At 33.1% G+C, this 14904-nt stretch carries 19 protein-coding genes and 1 pseudogene; 16 read left to right on the top strand and 4 right to left on the bottom strand.

The features are described from left to right. The first annotated feature begins 10 nt into the window (after positions 1 to 10). The 8 genes from sigF to ABID96_RS12320 all read left to right on the top strand — a co-directional run bounded on the left by sigF (position 11) and on the right by ABID96_RS12320 (position 5831). Positions 11 to 766 (top strand): RNA polymerase sporulation sigma factor SigF, encoded by a 756-nt coding sequence (sigF, locus tag ABID96_RS12355; RefSeq protein WP_087999336.1) that lies wholly within the window; start codon positions 11 to 13, stop codon positions 764 to 766. A 162-nt stretch (positions 767 to 928) separates the two neighbouring features. Then, positions 929 to 1555 carry a stage V sporulation protein AA gene (locus tag ABID96_RS12350; protein ID WP_192602301.1) on the top strand — a complete coding sequence of 209 codons (627 nt, stop codon included), beginning with the start codon at positions 929 to 931 and terminating at the stop codon, positions 1553 to 1555. Next, complete coding sequence (locus tag ABID96_RS12345) at positions 1545 to 1961, top strand: stage V sporulation protein AB (RefSeq protein ID WP_192602300.1); 417 nt, start codon at positions 1545 to 1547, stop codon at positions 1959 to 1961. The genes ABID96_RS12350 and ABID96_RS12345 overlap by 11 nt, the downstream gene beginning before the upstream one ends. A gap of 12 nt (positions 1962 to 1973) precedes the next feature. Further along, positions 1974 to 2426 (top strand): stage V sporulation protein AC, encoded by a 453-nt coding sequence (gene spoVAC / locus ABID96_RS12340; protein WP_192602299.1) that lies wholly within the window; start codon positions 1974 to 1976, stop codon positions 2424 to 2426. Between the two features lie 12 nt (positions 2427 to 2438). Further along, positions 2439 to 3446, top strand: a complete 1008-nt coding sequence (gene spoVAD, locus ABID96_RS12335; RefSeq protein ID WP_192602298.1) for a stage V sporulation protein AD — start codon at positions 2439 to 2441, stop codon at positions 3444 to 3446. An 11-nt stretch (positions 3447 to 3457) separates the two neighbouring features. Further along, on the top strand, positions 3458 to 3808 hold the full coding sequence (gene spoVAE / locus ABID96_RS12330; protein ID WP_192602297.1) for a stage V sporulation protein AE: 351 nt from the start codon (positions 3458 to 3460) through the stop codon (positions 3806 to 3808). A 3-nt stretch (positions 3809 to 3811) separates the two neighbouring features. Continuing rightward, on the top strand, positions 3812 to 4396 hold the full coding sequence (spoVAEA, locus tag ABID96_RS12325; protein WP_087999342.1) for a stage V sporulation protein SpoVABEA: 585 nt from the start codon (positions 3812 to 3814) through the stop codon (positions 4394 to 4396). Continuing rightward, entirely contained in the window at positions 4371 to 5831 is a 1461-nt protein-coding gene (locus ABID96_RS12320; protein WP_377896879.1) for a spore germination protein, read from the top strand. The genes spoVAEA and ABID96_RS12320 overlap by 26 nt, the downstream gene beginning before the upstream one ends. A gap of 58 nt (positions 5832 to 5889) precedes the next feature. Here the strand turns inward: ABID96_RS12320 and ABID96_RS12315 are convergent. Beyond that, a pseudogene (locus tag ABID96_RS12315) lies at positions 5890 to 6757 on the bottom strand (DUF1002 domain-containing protein). Positions 6758 to 6947: 190 nt separating this feature from the next. On the opposite strand from ABID96_RS12315, the gene ABID96_RS12310 reads away from it, so the two are divergent. Further along, positions 6948 to 7385, top strand: a complete 438-nt coding sequence (locus ABID96_RS12310; protein ID WP_087999344.1) for a peptidylprolyl isomerase — start codon at positions 6948 to 6950, stop codon at positions 7383 to 7385. 55 nt (positions 7386 to 7440) lie between these two features. Here ABID96_RS12310 and ABID96_RS12305 read toward each other — a convergent pair whose 3' ends face one another. Next, the gene (locus ABID96_RS12305; protein WP_192602294.1) at positions 7441 to 8067 is read right to left on the bottom strand and encodes a cupin domain-containing protein; all 627 of its coding nucleotides are present in this window, start codon (positions 8065 to 8067) and stop codon (positions 7441 to 7443) included. Positions 8068 to 8704: 637 nt separating this feature from the next. Between ABID96_RS12305 and ABID96_RS12300 the strand changes: the two genes are divergently transcribed. Beyond that, positions 8705 to 9064: a GNAT family N-acetyltransferase gene (locus tag ABID96_RS12300; RefSeq protein ID WP_087999346.1), complete on the top strand. Its 360-nt coding sequence runs from the start codon at positions 8705 to 8707 to the stop codon at positions 9062 to 9064. A gap of 36 nt (positions 9065 to 9100) precedes the next feature. Here the strand turns inward: ABID96_RS12300 and ABID96_RS12295 are convergent, their stop codons facing one another. Together ABID96_RS12295 and ABID96_RS12290 are read right to left on the bottom strand one after the other, a co-directional pair. Continuing rightward, the gene (locus tag ABID96_RS12295; RefSeq protein ID WP_192602293.1) at positions 9101 to 9604 is read right to left on the bottom strand and encodes a DUF309 domain-containing protein; all 504 of its coding nucleotides are present in this window, start codon (positions 9602 to 9604) and stop codon (positions 9101 to 9103) included. A 108-nt stretch (positions 9605 to 9712) separates the two neighbouring features. Next, positions 9713 to 9823 carry a YjcZ family sporulation protein gene (locus ABID96_RS12290; protein WP_087999348.1) on the bottom strand — a complete coding sequence of 37 codons (111 nt, stop codon included), beginning with the start codon at positions 9821 to 9823 and terminating at the stop codon, positions 9713 to 9715. Between the two features lie 417 nt (positions 9824 to 10240). Here ABID96_RS12290 and ABID96_RS12285 point away from each other — a divergent pair, with 417 nt between their 5' ends. The 6 genes from ABID96_RS12285 to ABID96_RS12260 all read left to right on the top strand — a co-directional run bounded on the left by ABID96_RS12285 (position 10241) and on the right by ABID96_RS12260 (position 14790). Next, entirely contained in the window at positions 10241 to 11011 is a 771-nt protein-coding gene (locus ABID96_RS12285; RefSeq protein ID WP_192602292.1) for a segregation/condensation protein A, read from the top strand. Further along, the gene (gene scpB / locus ABID96_RS12280) at positions 11011 to 11592 is read left to right on the top strand and encodes an SMC-Scp complex subunit ScpB (protein WP_087999350.1); all 582 of its coding nucleotides are present in this window, start codon (positions 11011 to 11013) and stop codon (positions 11590 to 11592) included. The genes ABID96_RS12285 and scpB overlap by 1 nt, the downstream gene beginning before the upstream one ends. Positions 11593 to 11665: 73 nt before the next feature. After that, a complete protein-coding gene (locus tag ABID96_RS12275; RefSeq protein WP_087999351.1) occupies positions 11666 to 12064 on the top strand; it encodes a hypothetical protein in 399 nt (132 codons plus the stop codon). 17 nt (positions 12065 to 12081) lie between these two features. Next, positions 12082 to 12576 (top strand): DUF3907 family protein, encoded by a 495-nt coding sequence (locus ABID96_RS12270; protein WP_192602291.1) that lies wholly within the window; start codon positions 12082 to 12084, stop codon positions 12574 to 12576. A 201-nt stretch (positions 12577 to 12777) separates the two neighbouring features. Then, on the top strand, positions 12778 to 13758 hold the full coding sequence (locus ABID96_RS12265; protein WP_192602290.1) for an aromatic acid exporter family protein: 981 nt from the start codon (positions 12778 to 12780) through the stop codon (positions 13756 to 13758). Positions 13759 to 13866: 108 nt separating this feature from the next. After that, a complete protein-coding gene (locus ABID96_RS12260) occupies positions 13867 to 14790 on the top strand; it encodes a superoxide dismutase (RefSeq protein WP_192602289.1) in 924 nt (307 codons plus the stop codon). Positions 14791 to 14904: the final 114 nt, after the last annotated feature.

Below are 14904 nucleotides of genomic sequence, written 5' to 3'. Positions count from 1 at the left end.
AGAATCGCCTATGGACGTAGAAGTCAAGCAAGATCAACCCCGTACGCAGTTAAAGGATAGCGAATTAAAAGAGTTAATTAAGCGTAGTCAGGCTGGAGATCAAATGGCTAGAGACAGCATCGTCGGGCACAACATGAGACTTGTTTGGTCAGTTGTTCAGCGCTTTATTAACCGTGGTTATGAACCAGATGATTTATTTCAAATAGGTTGTATTGGTTTATTAAAATCAGTTGATAAATTTGATTTATCATATGATGTTCGATTTTCAACCTATGCTGTTCCTATGATTATCGGTGAAATCCAACGATTTATCCGAGATGATGGCACAGTAAAAGTAAGTAGGTCATTAAAAGAAACAAACAATAAAATTCGTAAAGCAAAAGAAGAATTGAGTAAGTCACTTGGTAGAATGCCGACAATTAATGAGATCGCTACATATATGGAAATTACACCTGAGGATGTAGTACTTGCCCAGGAAGCAAGTCGAGCACCTTCATCGATTCATGAAACGGTGTATGAAAATGATGGGGATCCGATCACATTGTTAGATCAAATTGCCGATAACCATGAAACAAATTGGTTTGAGAAATTTGCATTAAAGGAAGCAATTAAACAACTAGATGATCGAGAAAGATTAATTGTTTACTTAAGATATTATAAAGACCAAACTCAATCTGAAGTTGCCGAACGGTTAGGTATATCGCAAGTACAAGTTTCGAGACTCGAGAAAAAAATTCTCCAACAAATGAAAGATAAAATTAAATGAAATGATTCGTTAGAAGAGGAAGAAATGTAGCAAGTTGCTACTTTTCTTCCTCTTTTTATGTACGCAAATTTGAAGTAGTTTTAGTTGTTATGACTATTTTTGGGAAGTTTTCACATACTAGTTGTAATCGAATACTTATTGCTTTGAAACTGAGGGGAAAGTATGAAAAAGGTACTATACATTAAATTACTAAACCGAGTAGTAGTTCAAGTGGGTAAGAGTGTACGACTAGGTGATATAGCGAGACTACAAGGTATAAACATTCAGTTAGATGAAATTAAAAATATTATCGTACACGAAGCGAAAAAGGAGGATGGTACACATACAGTAATCGATATTTTGGAACTTTTGCCACTCATTCAAGCAGTTGATTCCGAAGTTTCATTTGAATTAATTGGTGTAACAATGTGTATTTTAGAGCTAGAGAATGCAGTGGAAAAAGAGAATATCATATTATTTCTATTTGTTTGGATATTACTATTTGCAGGCTCATCACTTGCGATTATTTATTTTCATGAGGACGTTAGTATGCAACAAGTGCAACAAAGAATTTACTATTTAATAACGGGAGAATACAATCGTAAGCCTTTACTATTACAAGTGCCTTATTCATTAGGTTTAGGTATAGGCATGGTTTTATTTTTTAATCAGTGGTTTAAAACCCGTTTAAATGAGGAGCCAAGTCCTTTAGAAGTGGAAATGTTTCAATATCAAAGATCAATGGATGAGTATGTATTAGTGAATGAAAATAAAAAACCAACGAAAAGTGTGAATGAAGATGATTCATGATCTATTTGTAGCATTTATTGGTTTTTCAGGTGGCATAGCTGTTGGAACTGGCTTTGTTGCTTTTTTATCCGTTATTGGGATTATTCCGAGATTAACCCAAATAACGAAAACAATCAAAAAAATTAGAGCATATGAATTCGCAGTTGTCGTTGGCGCACTATTTGGTTGCTGGATTAGTCTAAGAGATACGGTATTTTTCATGCCAAGATATTTTTCTGTCCCAATAGGACTATTAGCAGGTATGTTCATCGGTATGCTTGCAGCAGCATTAACAGAAGTACTAAATGTGTTTCCAATATTAGCAAAACGTATAGGTATTCAAAGAAAAATAGTCTACCTATTGATGGCAATTGCACTAGGAAAAGTATTTGGATCATTATTTCATTGGATCTATTTTATTGAGTAAAGGATGAAGGTAATGAGTGGAAAATTAAAATCAAATTATCAAGAAGGTATTAAACAATATCAACCTAAAAAACATGTTCTACGTAATTGTATTCGAGCATTTCTAGTCGGAGGATTCATTTGTTTTTTAGGTGAAGCCATATCAGAAATATATATAAATTATTTTGGATTTACTGATAAAAATGCAGGTGATCCTACTGTTGCAACTCTCGTTTTAATTTCAAGCTTATTAACTGGATTAGGTCTATATGATAAAATTGGACAATTTGCCGGAGCGGGTTCAGCGGTACCAGTTACAGGATTTGCTAATTCAATGACGAGTGCAGCGATGGAACATCGAAGTGAAGGACTTGTGTTAGGTGTAGCTACAAATATGTTTAAATTAGCAGGATGTGTCATTGTATACGGAGTTGTATCTGCCTATATTGTTGGTATGATTCGATATGCATTTAAAGTACTATTTTAGGAGGTGAAATTTGTGGGACTTATTGGAAAACAAACATGGGAATTTACTAATGGCGTGTATGTTCAGTCCTCAGGTACTGCGGTTGGACCAAGAGAAAATTTAGGGCTATTAAAAGGAACATATGATTATGCATATGAAGATTTACATTGTAATGAGGATAATTGGGAATTAGCTGAGCGTGCTTTATTGAGAAATGCTATTTCTACAACTTTAAAGAAAGCAAATAAAAATGTAGAAGATATAGATGTATTTTTAGCAGGTGATTTACTAAATCAAAATGTCACTGCAAATTTTATCGCAAGGGAATTACAATTACCATTCTTGTGTATGTTTGGCGCATGTTCGACGTCAATGGAAACAGCCGCACTTGGTGCTCAATTAATTGATAGTGGGTATGCAAAATTAGCATTAGCTGGGACTAGTAGTCATAATGCTACTGCTGAAAGACAATACCGCTATCCAACTGAGTATGGAGGACAAAAACCTGACTCGGCAACTTTTACGGTAACTGGAGCTGGAAGTATTTTGTTATCAAGTAAAAAAAGTCGGATTAAAGTAAAGTGTGCAACAATTGGTACAGTACAAGATTTAGGATTAAAAAATCCTTTCGATATGGGTTCTGCAATGGCTCCTGCTGCTGCATATACAATTGTTCAACACTTTAAAGATACAAATACAACACCAGAAGATTACGATTTAATTGTAACTGGTGATTTATCAGCAGTAGGCGCACCGATTTGTGAACAACTAGTAAAAGAAGAGGGCTACGACATGTCAGGTAAATATAATGACTGTGGACTCCTCATCTATGACAGAGACAATCAAGAGGTTTTTGCTGGTGGTAGTGGATGTGCATGTTCAGCAGTTGTTACATATAGTCACTTATTCCAGGAAATGAAAAAAGGAACTTATAAGAAGATTTTAGTTGCTGCAACCGGCGCACTATTAAGTCCTACAATGATTCAACAGAAAGAGTCAATCCCAACCATTTCACATGCTGTTGTCTTTGAAAGCTGTTAGGAGGTGTAAAAATGGAATTTGTTAATGCATTTATTGTGGGAGGGCTCATTTGTGTAGTTGGTCAATTACTTTTTGAGTTTACAAAATTAACTCCAGGTCATGTTATGTGTATCTTTGTTGTAATTGGATCAATATTAGATGGATTTGGAATTTATGATAAACTAATCGAATTTGCAGGAGCTGGTGCAACAGTTCCGATTACAAGTTTCGGACATTCTTTATTACATGGTGCAATGGCAGAAGCGAATCAACACGGGTTTGTCGGAATTGGTATGGGAATCTTTTCACTCACATCTTCAGGGATATCAGCTGCAATCCTATTTTCATTCATTATTGCCTTACTATTTAAACCAAAAGGCTAACATATGAAGACTAAAAAAGTCATCATTATAACTGATGGAGATGTTTATGCTCATAGGAGTATTGAACATTTAGCAAAACAATTTGGTGGGTGTACAATTTCCCAGTCGCAAGGTAATCCGACAAAGTTCTCAGGTAAAAAAATGGTAGAAATTATCATGCAAGCCCAAAAGGAACCAATATTTGTCTTATTTGATGATAGTGGTTTTATGGGAGAAGGACCAGGAGAAAAAGCATTAAAGTATGTTGCTAATGACAAACATATAGAAGTAATTGCTGCCTTAGCAGTTGCATCAAATACGCATCATCAAGAATGGACAAGAGTAGATGTCAGTATTGATAATGAAGGGAATTTAACTGAATATGGTGTAGATAAATTCGGTGTACCAGATATTGAGCTAGGTAGAATTAATGGGGACACTGTTTATAATTTAGATCAGTTAAATATTCCATTAATAATTGGTATTGGAGATATAGGGAAAATGGGAGGACGTGATGACATAGAAAAAGGCTCTCCGATTACAAGGAAAGCAATTGAATATATCTTAGAAAGGAGTGAATTCCTTGACAACAAAAACGGAATCAACTGATTTATCACCAAAGTTAGTAACGAATGCAAATATTATCAAAGATCGATTGGGATTTGGCAAAAGCTTCGACTTAGGTCAACGGATTATTTATGTAAATAAAGTTGAAGTACAATTGTATTATGTAAATGGATTAACAGATACTGGTTTTATTCAAAGGATCTTAGATGATTTAATTGGATTAGATATAGAAGATAAAAATAAACCAGTGTTTAAAGCAGTGGAAGAAACAATTGTACATCAATCAGTAACTGCTATATTAACAATCGAAGAAGTAATTAAAAATATATTATCCGGTTTAATTGTAGTAATAGTTGATGGTGAACCGAAAGCTTTAGCAGTAGATGTAAGAAGTTATCCAGGTCGTGGGCCAACTGAACCTGATACAGAAAGGGTCGTACGTGGTTCAAGAGATGGGTTTACAGAAAACATTATTAATAATACAGGGTTAATACGCAGACGAATTCGTGATGAAAATTTACGAAATGAAATTTTACAAGTAGGCGAAAGTTCAAAAACAGATGTATGTGTTTCATATATTAAGGGTTTAGCAAATGAAAAATTAGTAAAGGAAATCATCGACCGTATAAAAAAAATTAATGTCGACGGGATGTCGATGGCCGATAAAAAGCTTGAGGAATTTATCTTTAAACAAGGTTATAATCCTTTTCCGTTAGTAAGGTATTCGGAAAGACCAGACGTAGTTGCAAATCACATTATTGAAGGTCATGTCATCATCATTGTAGATACATCGCCGAGTGTCATCATAACGCCAGCTACATATTACCATCATATGCAACATGCTGAAGAATTTCGTCAAACTCCTTCAGTAGGTACATTCCTAAGATGGATCCGCTATATTGGAATTTTTATGAGTGTGTTTTTATTACCGTTTTGGCTATTACTATGTAATGTACCAGAAATTTTACCAGAAAAACTAAGTTATATCGGTCCAAAAGAAACAAGTAATATCCCGATCTATTTACAATTAATTATTGCAGACATGGGGATTGAGTTTTTAAGGATGGCCAGTATACATACACCTAATGCTGTTTCGACATCAATGGGTATTATTGCAGCTGTATTAATCGGACAAGTTGCAATCGATGTTGGACTATTCCAACCAGAAGTAGTACTATATACAGCAGTGTCCATGATTGGTTCATATGCTACACCAAGCTATGAATTAGCACTAGCCAATAAACTAGCCAAATTTGTTATTTTGATATTAACTGCAATATTAGGTATAAAAGGCTTTATGATTGGGTCAACATTATTTATATTATTTTTAGCTAGCTTAAGTACGTTAAATACACCTTATTTATGGCCATTTATCCCATTTGATGGTCGAGCATTCCTGCACTTAGTTATTCGAACGAAGGCAAGTGAAAGTGAAAAGAAAAAAGGTGGAAAAACAATCGGAGATGCAACATTATAAAATAAAAACCTCGATCATCATGTAAAATGATCGAGGTTTTTTATATTACTTTTTTACCCTACTTAAAAAATGAAAGGATGGCATCGAATAAAGCCGAAAAGAAATCTTTTAATTTTTGAATAAATGATTGTCCTTGTTCTGAATTTAAGAAGTCAGAAATTTGTTCCTTTGCTTTTGTTAATTGATCGCCTACTTGATCCCAATTAATATTTAAATCTTTCATTTTTTCAAATAAAGCCATTAAACTAGCCATTTGATCTGATGTTAAATTAATACCTAATTCATCAGCTAAACGATTAACTAAGTCTTTTAACTCATCAGTTGTCATATTTGGATTTTTAGCAATTTCTTCTTTTACTTGTGCAACAAGTTGGACAGCTTTTTCATTTCCAACTGTATCTGCCAGTTTAGCTGTTTTCACCATTTCGTTCGTTTGCTACTTTTTTAACTTCTTCAGGAATTGCTTCGCCAGAGCTAAGCTCATATGCTTTCATAATTCCAGTTAAAGCGGCAGTACCAGAAACTTCAAACGGTGCTGTAATCACGATATTTGCATCCTTCAAACCAGCTGTAATTAATGCATTTGTGTACATTGCATTACTAACCCATGAGATGTTGTTTGTTTGAACAATAATCCCTGTATTTTTTTCACCAATTGTAATCATCGCTGATGACAGTGCACGAGTACCAATTTGAGCTTTAGGCACTGTTCCATCTAAATATTTATGTTCCTCTTGATTCGAAACTGTAACAGTTCTAGCATCAGCAGGTGCACCCATTTCTGATAATAATGCTTTTTTCTGAGTTTCAGTTAAGTTTTGTCCAAGAGTTACGATTGTTTCACCAGGAACAGAATCTGCTAATACTGATAATGGCATAGCAATTAATCCCATTGATAAGGTGAATGCTAAAATTTTTTGTTTCAACAAAGAAACACTCCCTTTTTAAGTTAATACAAATTAAAAATCTTATAACCCTATTATAGTAGTTTTCGAAAACTTGTCATTACTTTTTGTTTTTTGTATGATTATAAAAGCGTTACTAGTTTATTTAAGTAATGGTAATAATAGGACAATATAGTCTTAGAAGTTTGTAATACATAAGGAGGAATTTTTTATGAAAAAGGCAAGTATTACATTTGAGAACGGTGAGCAAATTTTAATCGACTTATTTGCTGAGCATGCTCCAGCAACAGTTGAAAATTTTGAAAGCTTAGCAAAAAAAGGATTTTATGATGGATTAACATTCCACCGCGTTATCCCAGGATTTGTATCTCAAGGTGGAGATCCTAATGGCAATGGTACAGGTGGTCCTGGTTACACAATTAAATGTGAAACTGCAGGAAATCCACATAAACATAAAGCAGGTGCTTTATCAATGGCGCATGCTGGTCGTGATACTGGTGGAAGTCAATTCTTCATCGTACATGAGCCACAACCACATTTAGATGGTGTACATACTGTATTTGGTCAAGTAACTGAAGGGATGGATACAGTTTTAAGAATGCGTAACGGCGACGTTATGAAAGAAGTAAAAGTTTGGGACGAACAATAATTTAATAAAAAACTCTTTTCTGGTTAACAGAAAAGAGTTTTTTTTTATCCAAACATTACCAATAACGAGGCTGTTGATAATATGGCTGATAAGCGACTTGGGAATAGATTTGATGATTTTGAGTTGGTGACATTTGGCTACCATTTTCTTGATGACAAGTAATTGGTGGGCCAATAAAAGTAGAAGGCTGAAGTGGTGATAGTGTTTGGTTCCATTGATTTTCATTAAGACAGTAAGTATGGGCTACAAGATTGGATGGAGTGAACTTTAATAGGTCTGAGAATAAAATAACATCAGGTGAAGGTGCATTGAAAATAGCCAGTAAATGTGTTTGATCAGTTGTAGCAATTTCATAATGCCACCATCCTTGTGGAACATTTGCCACCTGTCCTGGTGTAATCGGGTAATGATGAAGCTGTTTTGTATATGGATTGAAAATTGATACAACAGCTGAGCCTGAAATACAGTATACTAACTCAGATGAATTCTGATGATAATGCGGTTCAACTACATTATTTGTACTTAAATAAATATCCAATAACGAAAGCTGATCTAGTGTATTTAATTGATTTATACTCAAGCTATTGATGTAATTTTGATTGTCTTTTTTAAAAGATGTATTTGTATTTAAATCGAAACTAAATTGGGTTGAGGGTGAAGTATAATCCAAATCCAATCTCATTTTCACCATTCCTTTAACAATTCATTTATTTAAAGTTTAATGTATTCAAGAATTGGGCAAATGGTTCCATATTACAAAAGGGGTTGAGGGTAGGCGCTTCCACTTTTTTTGTCTGTCTAGTTCCAGCAACTTGACCCTCGAGTCATAAGCCAAAGCCCATGAAAGTTAAAGAGCAACTTTCAGTGTTCTTTTTCTTATGCTTGTCGGGTCAGAGCGAGTTGCTTCCACTTTTCGGTCTGTCTAGTTCCAGCGCCTAGCCCCTCGAGTCATAAGCCAAAGCCCATGAAAGTTAAAGAGCAACTTTCAGTGTTCTTTTTCTTATGCTTGTCGGGTCAGAGCGAGTTGCTTCCACTTTTCGGTCTGTCTAGTTCCAGCGCCTAGCCCCTCGAGTCATAAGCCAAAGCCCATGAAAGTTAAAGAGCAACTTTCAGTGTTCTTTTTCTTATGCTTGTCGGGGCTGAACGTAGGCGCTTCCACTTTTCTTCTTGACAGAAAAATGTGTAAATTATATATTTGAAATATTGATATAGTTGGAACGTATTTTTAGATTTTTCGTAATATAGTAAGGTAATAAAGCATATATTTGAATGTTTTATTAGAAGATTAAGAGTTTTATTAATTTTTAAGAGGGGTAAACATGTTAATTAGGTATAAAAAAACATATGAAAAAATTGCAATGGGCCTGCTATCGTTTATGCCGAATGAAAAGAATGTGAAAAGCTTAGTTAATACAATAAAAGACTATGAAACAAATGAAGATAATCATTTATTCCTTTGGAAATTAGACGATATTGTTGGAATTATTGGAATTCAACTTTTACCAGATAAAGTTCTTATGATTAAACATCTAAGTGTAAACCCTTCATTCCGAAATCAAGGTATTGCAACCTCTTTATATGATGCTATCCGAAATCAGTATGTGGATTATACGATCATTACCACTGAAGAAATAGCTTCGTTTATTGATCATTGTAAAATTAGTTTGAAAGTTTTATAGAAAAAGTGTTCGACTTCATTGTCGAACACTTTTTTGTTATTGATTTTTTCTTATTTGAAGTTGTTTATTTCGTTCAGATATTACGTCTGATCTGTCCCTTGTACTGTGTTTATGGATCAAATCTTCAGTGAATGATGAATAGTTATTTTTTTGTTTTATGAAATTTTGATATAATTTGTGATCTTTAATTGGTAAATGAAAGTGTTTGTATTGTTTGTGGTCGTTTATGTTAGCTTGTAAATTATTAACGATTTCTTGAAAAGTTTTATGATCAAGTCCAGCCATTTTAGTTAGAGTAGGGTCATTTGCATATGCATGGACATGGCGCATTAATTTTTTTGCACCTGCATAATTTCCACGACGATAATGATATAGCACAACAGCTAGTCTGATGAGACCAAGCCACACTTTTTTATATTCATTATTAAGCTCTAGTTTCCATTGTTCTTCAAGTACTTCGTGGCATTCAAAGAAATCATGGTCATAGTGGAAATGACACAAATATTTTATGTAGCGTTCGTTTTGATTGTAATGTACCAAAATTCTTCACCTCTTTGATAATAAATGTAACAGAAAGCCAAGTAATAAAAAAGAAGAAAGCCTAGAACAATGTCTAGGCTTTCACATTTTGTTTATTCACAAGTTAAACTAACAGATGAAAGCACATCCAACGATGATTAATAAGATAAATAATACTACGATTAAAGCAAAGCCATTACCATGTCCGTATCCTGGAGATACATTGCCGCCTTTACTCATGATTAACCCTCCTTACTGCAAATAATTCTTCTTGCATTCATATATTATGAATTTATATAAAATTGGTATAGGCGGATATCTAAAGATTTCTTAAACAAAGTTATTTCAAATCCAAAAAATCCTTTTCACTATACAGTTTTGTTCAATTATCCTTTATACTGATAAAAGATATAATTTTTATCATAAGGCTTTGTTACTGTTTATTATTCAAAAGTAAGTGAATTGAACATAAATAAACGATAAAATAAGAAGTTGATTGAAAGTTGCTATTCCATTGTTAGAGAATTGGACAGGTTTGATTGTATTGGAGAAAATCACGAAGAGGATGATCGAAAAGCAATGAACATCAGGCTCTTGCAAGTAGAAATCAACAAATGTTTAACGGAGCAATCATATTAGTAAGTTGGTGAAAAGTTTGTGAAGCAATATGAAGTTAAAATTGATGCATTTGAAGGTCCCTTGGATTTATTACTGCATTTAATTCAACGATTTGAAATTGATATATACGATATACCTGTATCTGAAATAACCGACCAATACGTTTTATATATTCATACAATGAAAGAATTAGAGTTAGATATTGCAAGTGAGTATTTAGTAATGGCAGCTGAGTTGTTAGCAATGAAGAGTAAAAGCATCTTACCAAATCATGAAGAACAAGCTGATTGGGATGCTGTTTTTGAAGAAGATCCTAGAGAAGAATTAATGAATCGATTATTAGTTTATAAACAATTTAAAGAAGCAGCAAATGTATTTCAGGAAAAAGAATCTGAGCGGGCAATGATTTTTACCCGTAATCCTACTGACTTATCTGAGTATGGACCAGGACCTGAGGATATTACAATACCAACCGATGTAACGATTTATGATATGTTAGGCGCGTTACAAAAACTGTTTAAACGAAAAAAGCTTCAAGAACCATTGCAAACAAAAATAGTCCGAGAAGAAATTTCCATTGAACGAAGAATGGGTGAAATTGTTGACTATTTAAAACAACTTAAGAAACGTACTAATTTTATTAGTTTATTCCCATATAATGACAAGGAAAGTATAGTTGTTACATTTTTAGCAATTTTAGAGTTAATGAAAACAAAAGAAATAATTGTAGAGCAAGAACAGAATTTTTCGGAAATTTTTCTAACTTCACGAGAAATATTCGAAAAAAAGCAAGATGAGGTGTACTCGTAATGGAAAATGAACAAAAATTAATAGGTGTTCTTGAGGGCCTATTATTCGTTGCTGGAGATGAAGGGATTTCAATTCTGGAATTATCGGATACGTTAGAATGTACTCAAACTGAAGTGTTAGATTTAATCGAGAGCTTAAAGAAAGAATATGATAAATCATCCAGAGGATTACAAGTAAGAATTTTAGCAAATCGATATAAATTAACATCAAAAAGAGAACATGGAGAATTCTTTAAAAAGCTAATTGAAAGCCCATCAAATTCTTCTTTATCTCAAGCAGCACTTGAAACATTGGCAATCGTTGCGTATCAACAACCAATAACTCGTACAGAAATTGAAGATATACGTGGCGTGAAAACTGAAAAACCAATTCAAACGCTTGTCTCGAAATATTTAATTAAAGAAGTAGGTCGTGCTGAAGGTACTGGACGAGCAATTTTATATGGAACAACATCTGAGTTCTTAGATTATTTTGGTTTGAAAAATATTAAAGAACTACCACCACTTCCAGAGGATCTAAAAATGGAAGAAATTGAAGAAGAAGCTGATTTATTTTTTAGTAAGTTTGAAAAGGAAGATTAGTTAAAAAATTCTGCAATTATCTAACCATACTATGTTACACTAAAACTATGGAAATCTTTGGAGGGTGAAAGAATTGTATATTTATAATTGTCATGGATATGAATTAGTAAAAGCTCAGTCAAACACTTCAGAAGACTTTTTTAATCGTTCAGAAGTTGAATATGAATATAATGGTCAAAAGCTTGTAACTTCAGTATTATATGTAAGATTTTTTGAAGAACAGCTTCCAGAATTGAGTGAAGTGAAAACAACCGTACTTTATGATAATGGAGAAGAGTCAATTTATTTCCGTGATTTAGTCGCTCTTGCTTTTATTATTAATAATCCATCTTATCGTGGTCGTAAACGAATTTATATAAATGAAATAAATGAATTTGTTAACGAGCTAAAAGGTGTGGATTTTGATCAATTAGTTGGATATGCAAGAGGAATTAAACAAAGTACAAGTAAAAGAGTTGAAGTAACGATCTAATTTATGGAGGGAATACAATGTCGAATAAGATGGTAGAGCATCAATTAAAAATAGTTGGTCATCAATTAGGTATTGTGGGATTAGAGTGTAATATGTTTTTAAATAAACATTCTTTACCGTCATTTCAACAGGAAAATTCAACAATCAATCAATCTTATATGGAAAGTATTCTTACTTCTTTACGTAGAATTTCGGTTTATTGTGAAGATGCAAGAGAAGTTTGTGAGAAGATTTTAGGTGGCGGGTTTCATAAGGCAACTGCAGAAGAAACATTACATAAAATTTATCACAGATGTATTGCGGAGTTTTTCTCTCCAAAAAATGATGCGTGGTATGAAAATAGTCGTGCTGCATACACTGGCAATCAGGCGATAACTTTTTACAAAGAAGTACCAAATTCAATTCAAGCATTGTTTGCAAAATTAGAAAAGGTTTTCCAACAAATGAGAGAAGAACTTGAGTATTATGAAACTGATTATTCGACTAAGAAGATGCAACAATATAAACAGTAATGATTCATTCATAAATTGTAAATTATATATAAAAGGTAAAGACTAGAAAATATTTCTAGTCTTTTAGTTTGTAGACTATATATAAAAACCAAGAGATTCAGACTGTCTGAAAGACTAGAAAATGTAAATGTTTCTCGTCTTTTTCTTATTAGTTACGTTACAATATGTTATAAATTGTTTTGAATGAGAAGAGGAATAAAAATGAAATCTATGTTTTCAATAGGACAAAGAACGATCAAAACCGCAATTGGAAGCGGAATATCACTGATCATCGCAGAAGCAATGCATTTGCAAAATTATAGTACAGCGGCTGTGGTCACTTTATTAAGTATCCAAAATACAAAGCGAAAATCATTTTTTGTAGCAATTCAAAGATTTATTGCTTCTGTTATTGCAATGTTTTTTGGTTGGATGTTGTTTGAATACTTAAGCTACCATCCTCTAACAGTTGTAATTTATTTCTTATTAACGATCCCTTTACTAGTAACGTTAAAGCTACAAGAAGGCATCATTCCGAGTTCGGTGATAGTACTGCAAATTTATGTTAGTACCGATAAGTCTATTGGCTTTTTATATAATCAAGTATTAATCCTTGCAATCGGAATTGGGATCGCGTTGATTATGAATACATATATGCCGAGTATTGAAAAGAAAATGGTTGAGACACAAAAGAAAATCGAACAAAATTTTAAAATGCTCCTGTTAGGGATTTCATTAAAAATGAAAGGCAAAGATGAGGATTTAGAAGAATACATAAAAGAAACAAATATTTTATTACAAAATGCGAAAGCATTAGCATTTAGACAAGTTGAAAATAGTTTTATTAAAACAAATGTTTACTACTTAACATATTTTGAAATGAGAGAAAGACAATTTGAAATCATCACCAATCAAATCATACCAATCTTAAAACAAATTGATATAAACTTTGAGCATGCTAAGATCATTGCTGAATTTTTTGAGGATACTGGTGTTTATTTGAAGGAAAAATCAACTGGTATTGAATTGTTAGGTGAATTTAACCATATGATGCAAGAATTCAAAAGAATGCCTTTACCAAAGACTAGAGATGAATTTGAAACACGAGCAAATTTAATGAAGGTTGTGTATGAACTAGAAAAAGTCATTACTCTAAAACTTGAGTTTTATGCTGAACATCGTACGGTACTCGAGACAGAATAAAATAGCTATTCTAATAATTAGTCCATATTTCTTACCGGTAATACCGTTATCATAACCATCATACAATTGAAAGTAGAAGAGAATGCATTTTCTCTGTGGAGGTGGAATATGGTAAATCAATCTGAACTAATCACTTACTTTCAAGAAGTTGAGGATTGGTGTGGAAACGTCTTGCAATTACTTGCGGAAAGATTTGATCAACTACAGGAAAAGGAACTATTAGAATATAAAGTAAAATTATTACTAAACCGTATGGGTACAACGAGTTATTATGTGGATCAAAATTCATTTTTAGATGAAATTTCTATGGATGTAGACGATATACAAGAAAGATTAATATCTTTATTAAATGAAGAAGAATATGATGATAGTTATGCATATCGCGTCATGGAAGTGGAAGAAAAAATTGAAATTGGTAAACACGAATTACCGCCACTACCATATCCATATAATGCATTGGAACCATATATTTCAAAAGAAATTATGATTCTTCATCACGATAAACATCATAAAAGTTACGTAGATGGTTTAAATAAGGCAGAAATTGAACTTGAAAAAGCGAGAAAGAATAATCAATATGATTTATTAAAGCATTGGGAGCGGGAACTAGCATTTCATGGTTCGGGGCACTATTTACACACTATTTTTTGGAACAATTTAAGTAAATCGGGTGGAGGGAAACCTCAAGCAGAACTGTTAAAACAAATTGAAGATGATTTTGGAAGCTATGAGGAATTTAAAGAGCACTTTACACAGGCAGCAAAAAAAGTAGAAGGTGTAGGTTGGGCTATTTTAGTATGGGTTCCAAGAGCGAATCGACTCGAAATTTTGCAAACTGAAAAACACCAATTCTTTACACAATGGGATACGATTCCATTACTTGTGATAGATGTTTGGGAACACGCATATTATCTTCAATATAAGTTTGATAAAGATTCATATGTAGATAATTTTTGGAACATTGTAAACTGGGAAGATGTGAATTATCGATATGAATATGCAAGCCAATTAAAATGGAAGCCATTTTATTAATGATAGAGTCTAATTAAGCAAATTACTAAAACCACGACTTTCTATTGAACGCATGCACCCATCTCGGTGTGCCCAGGAGGCTTCAACTCACGCCCCACGGAAAGCGTGCAACCT

It is taken from the genome of Gottfriedia sp. OAE603, assembly GCF_040543965.1.
GTDB classification, from domain to species: domain Bacteria; phylum Bacillota; class Bacilli; order Bacillales; family Bacillaceae_G; genus Gottfriedia; species Gottfriedia solisilvae.
The sequence above is the reverse complement of the archived record's forward strand: the minus strand, read 5'-3'. Positions and strand labels throughout refer to the sequence as shown.

Bases quoted from the DNA above. Each gene is read 5' to 3' on its own strand.
- sigF (WP_087999336.1), top strand. From the start codon at position 11: ATGGACGTAGAAGTCAAGCAAGATCAACCCCGTACGCAGTTAAAGGAT.
- ABID96_RS12350 (WP_192602301.1), top strand. From the start codon at position 929: ATGAAAAAGGTACTATACATTAAATTACTAAACCGAGTAGTAGTTCAA.
- ABID96_RS12345 (WP_192602300.1), top strand. From the start codon at position 1,545: ATGATTCATGATCTATTTGTAGCATTTATTGGTTTTTCAGGTGGCATA.
- spoVAC (WP_192602299.1), top strand. From the start codon at position 1,974: ATGAGTGGAAAATTAAAATCAAATTATCAAGAAGGTATTAAACAATAT.
- spoVAE (WP_192602297.1), top strand. From the start codon at position 3,458: ATGGAATTTGTTAATGCATTTATTGTGGGAGGGCTCATTTGTGTAGTT.
- spoVAEA (WP_087999342.1), top strand. From the start codon at position 3,812: ATGAAGACTAAAAAAGTCATCATTATAACTGATGGAGATGTTTATGCT.
- ABID96_RS12310 (WP_087999344.1), top strand. From the start codon at position 6,948: ATGAAAAAGGCAAGTATTACATTTGAGAACGGTGAGCAAATTTTAATC.
- ABID96_RS12305 (WP_192602294.1), bottom strand. From the start codon at position 8,067: ATGAGATTGGATTTGGATTATACTTCACCCTCAACCCAATTTAGTTTC.
- ABID96_RS12300 (WP_087999346.1), top strand. From the start codon at position 8,705: ATGTTAATTAGGTATAAAAAAACATATGAAAAAATTGCAATGGGCCTG.
- ABID96_RS12290 (WP_087999348.1), bottom strand. From the start codon at position 9,823: ATGAGTAAAGGCGGCAATGTATCTCCAGGATACGGACATGGTAATGGC.
- scpB (WP_087999350.1), top strand. From the start codon at position 11,011: ATGGAAAATGAACAAAAATTAATAGGTGTTCTTGAGGGCCTATTATTC.
- ABID96_RS12270 (WP_192602291.1), top strand. From the start codon at position 12,082: ATGTCGAATAAGATGGTAGAGCATCAATTAAAAATAGTTGGTCATCAA.
- ABID96_RS12265 (WP_192602290.1), top strand. From the start codon at position 12,778: ATGAAATCTATGTTTTCAATAGGACAAAGAACGATCAAAACCGCAATT.
- ABID96_RS12260 (WP_192602289.1), top strand. From the start codon at position 13,867: ATGGTAAATCAATCTGAACTAATCACTTACTTTCAAGAAGTTGAGGAT.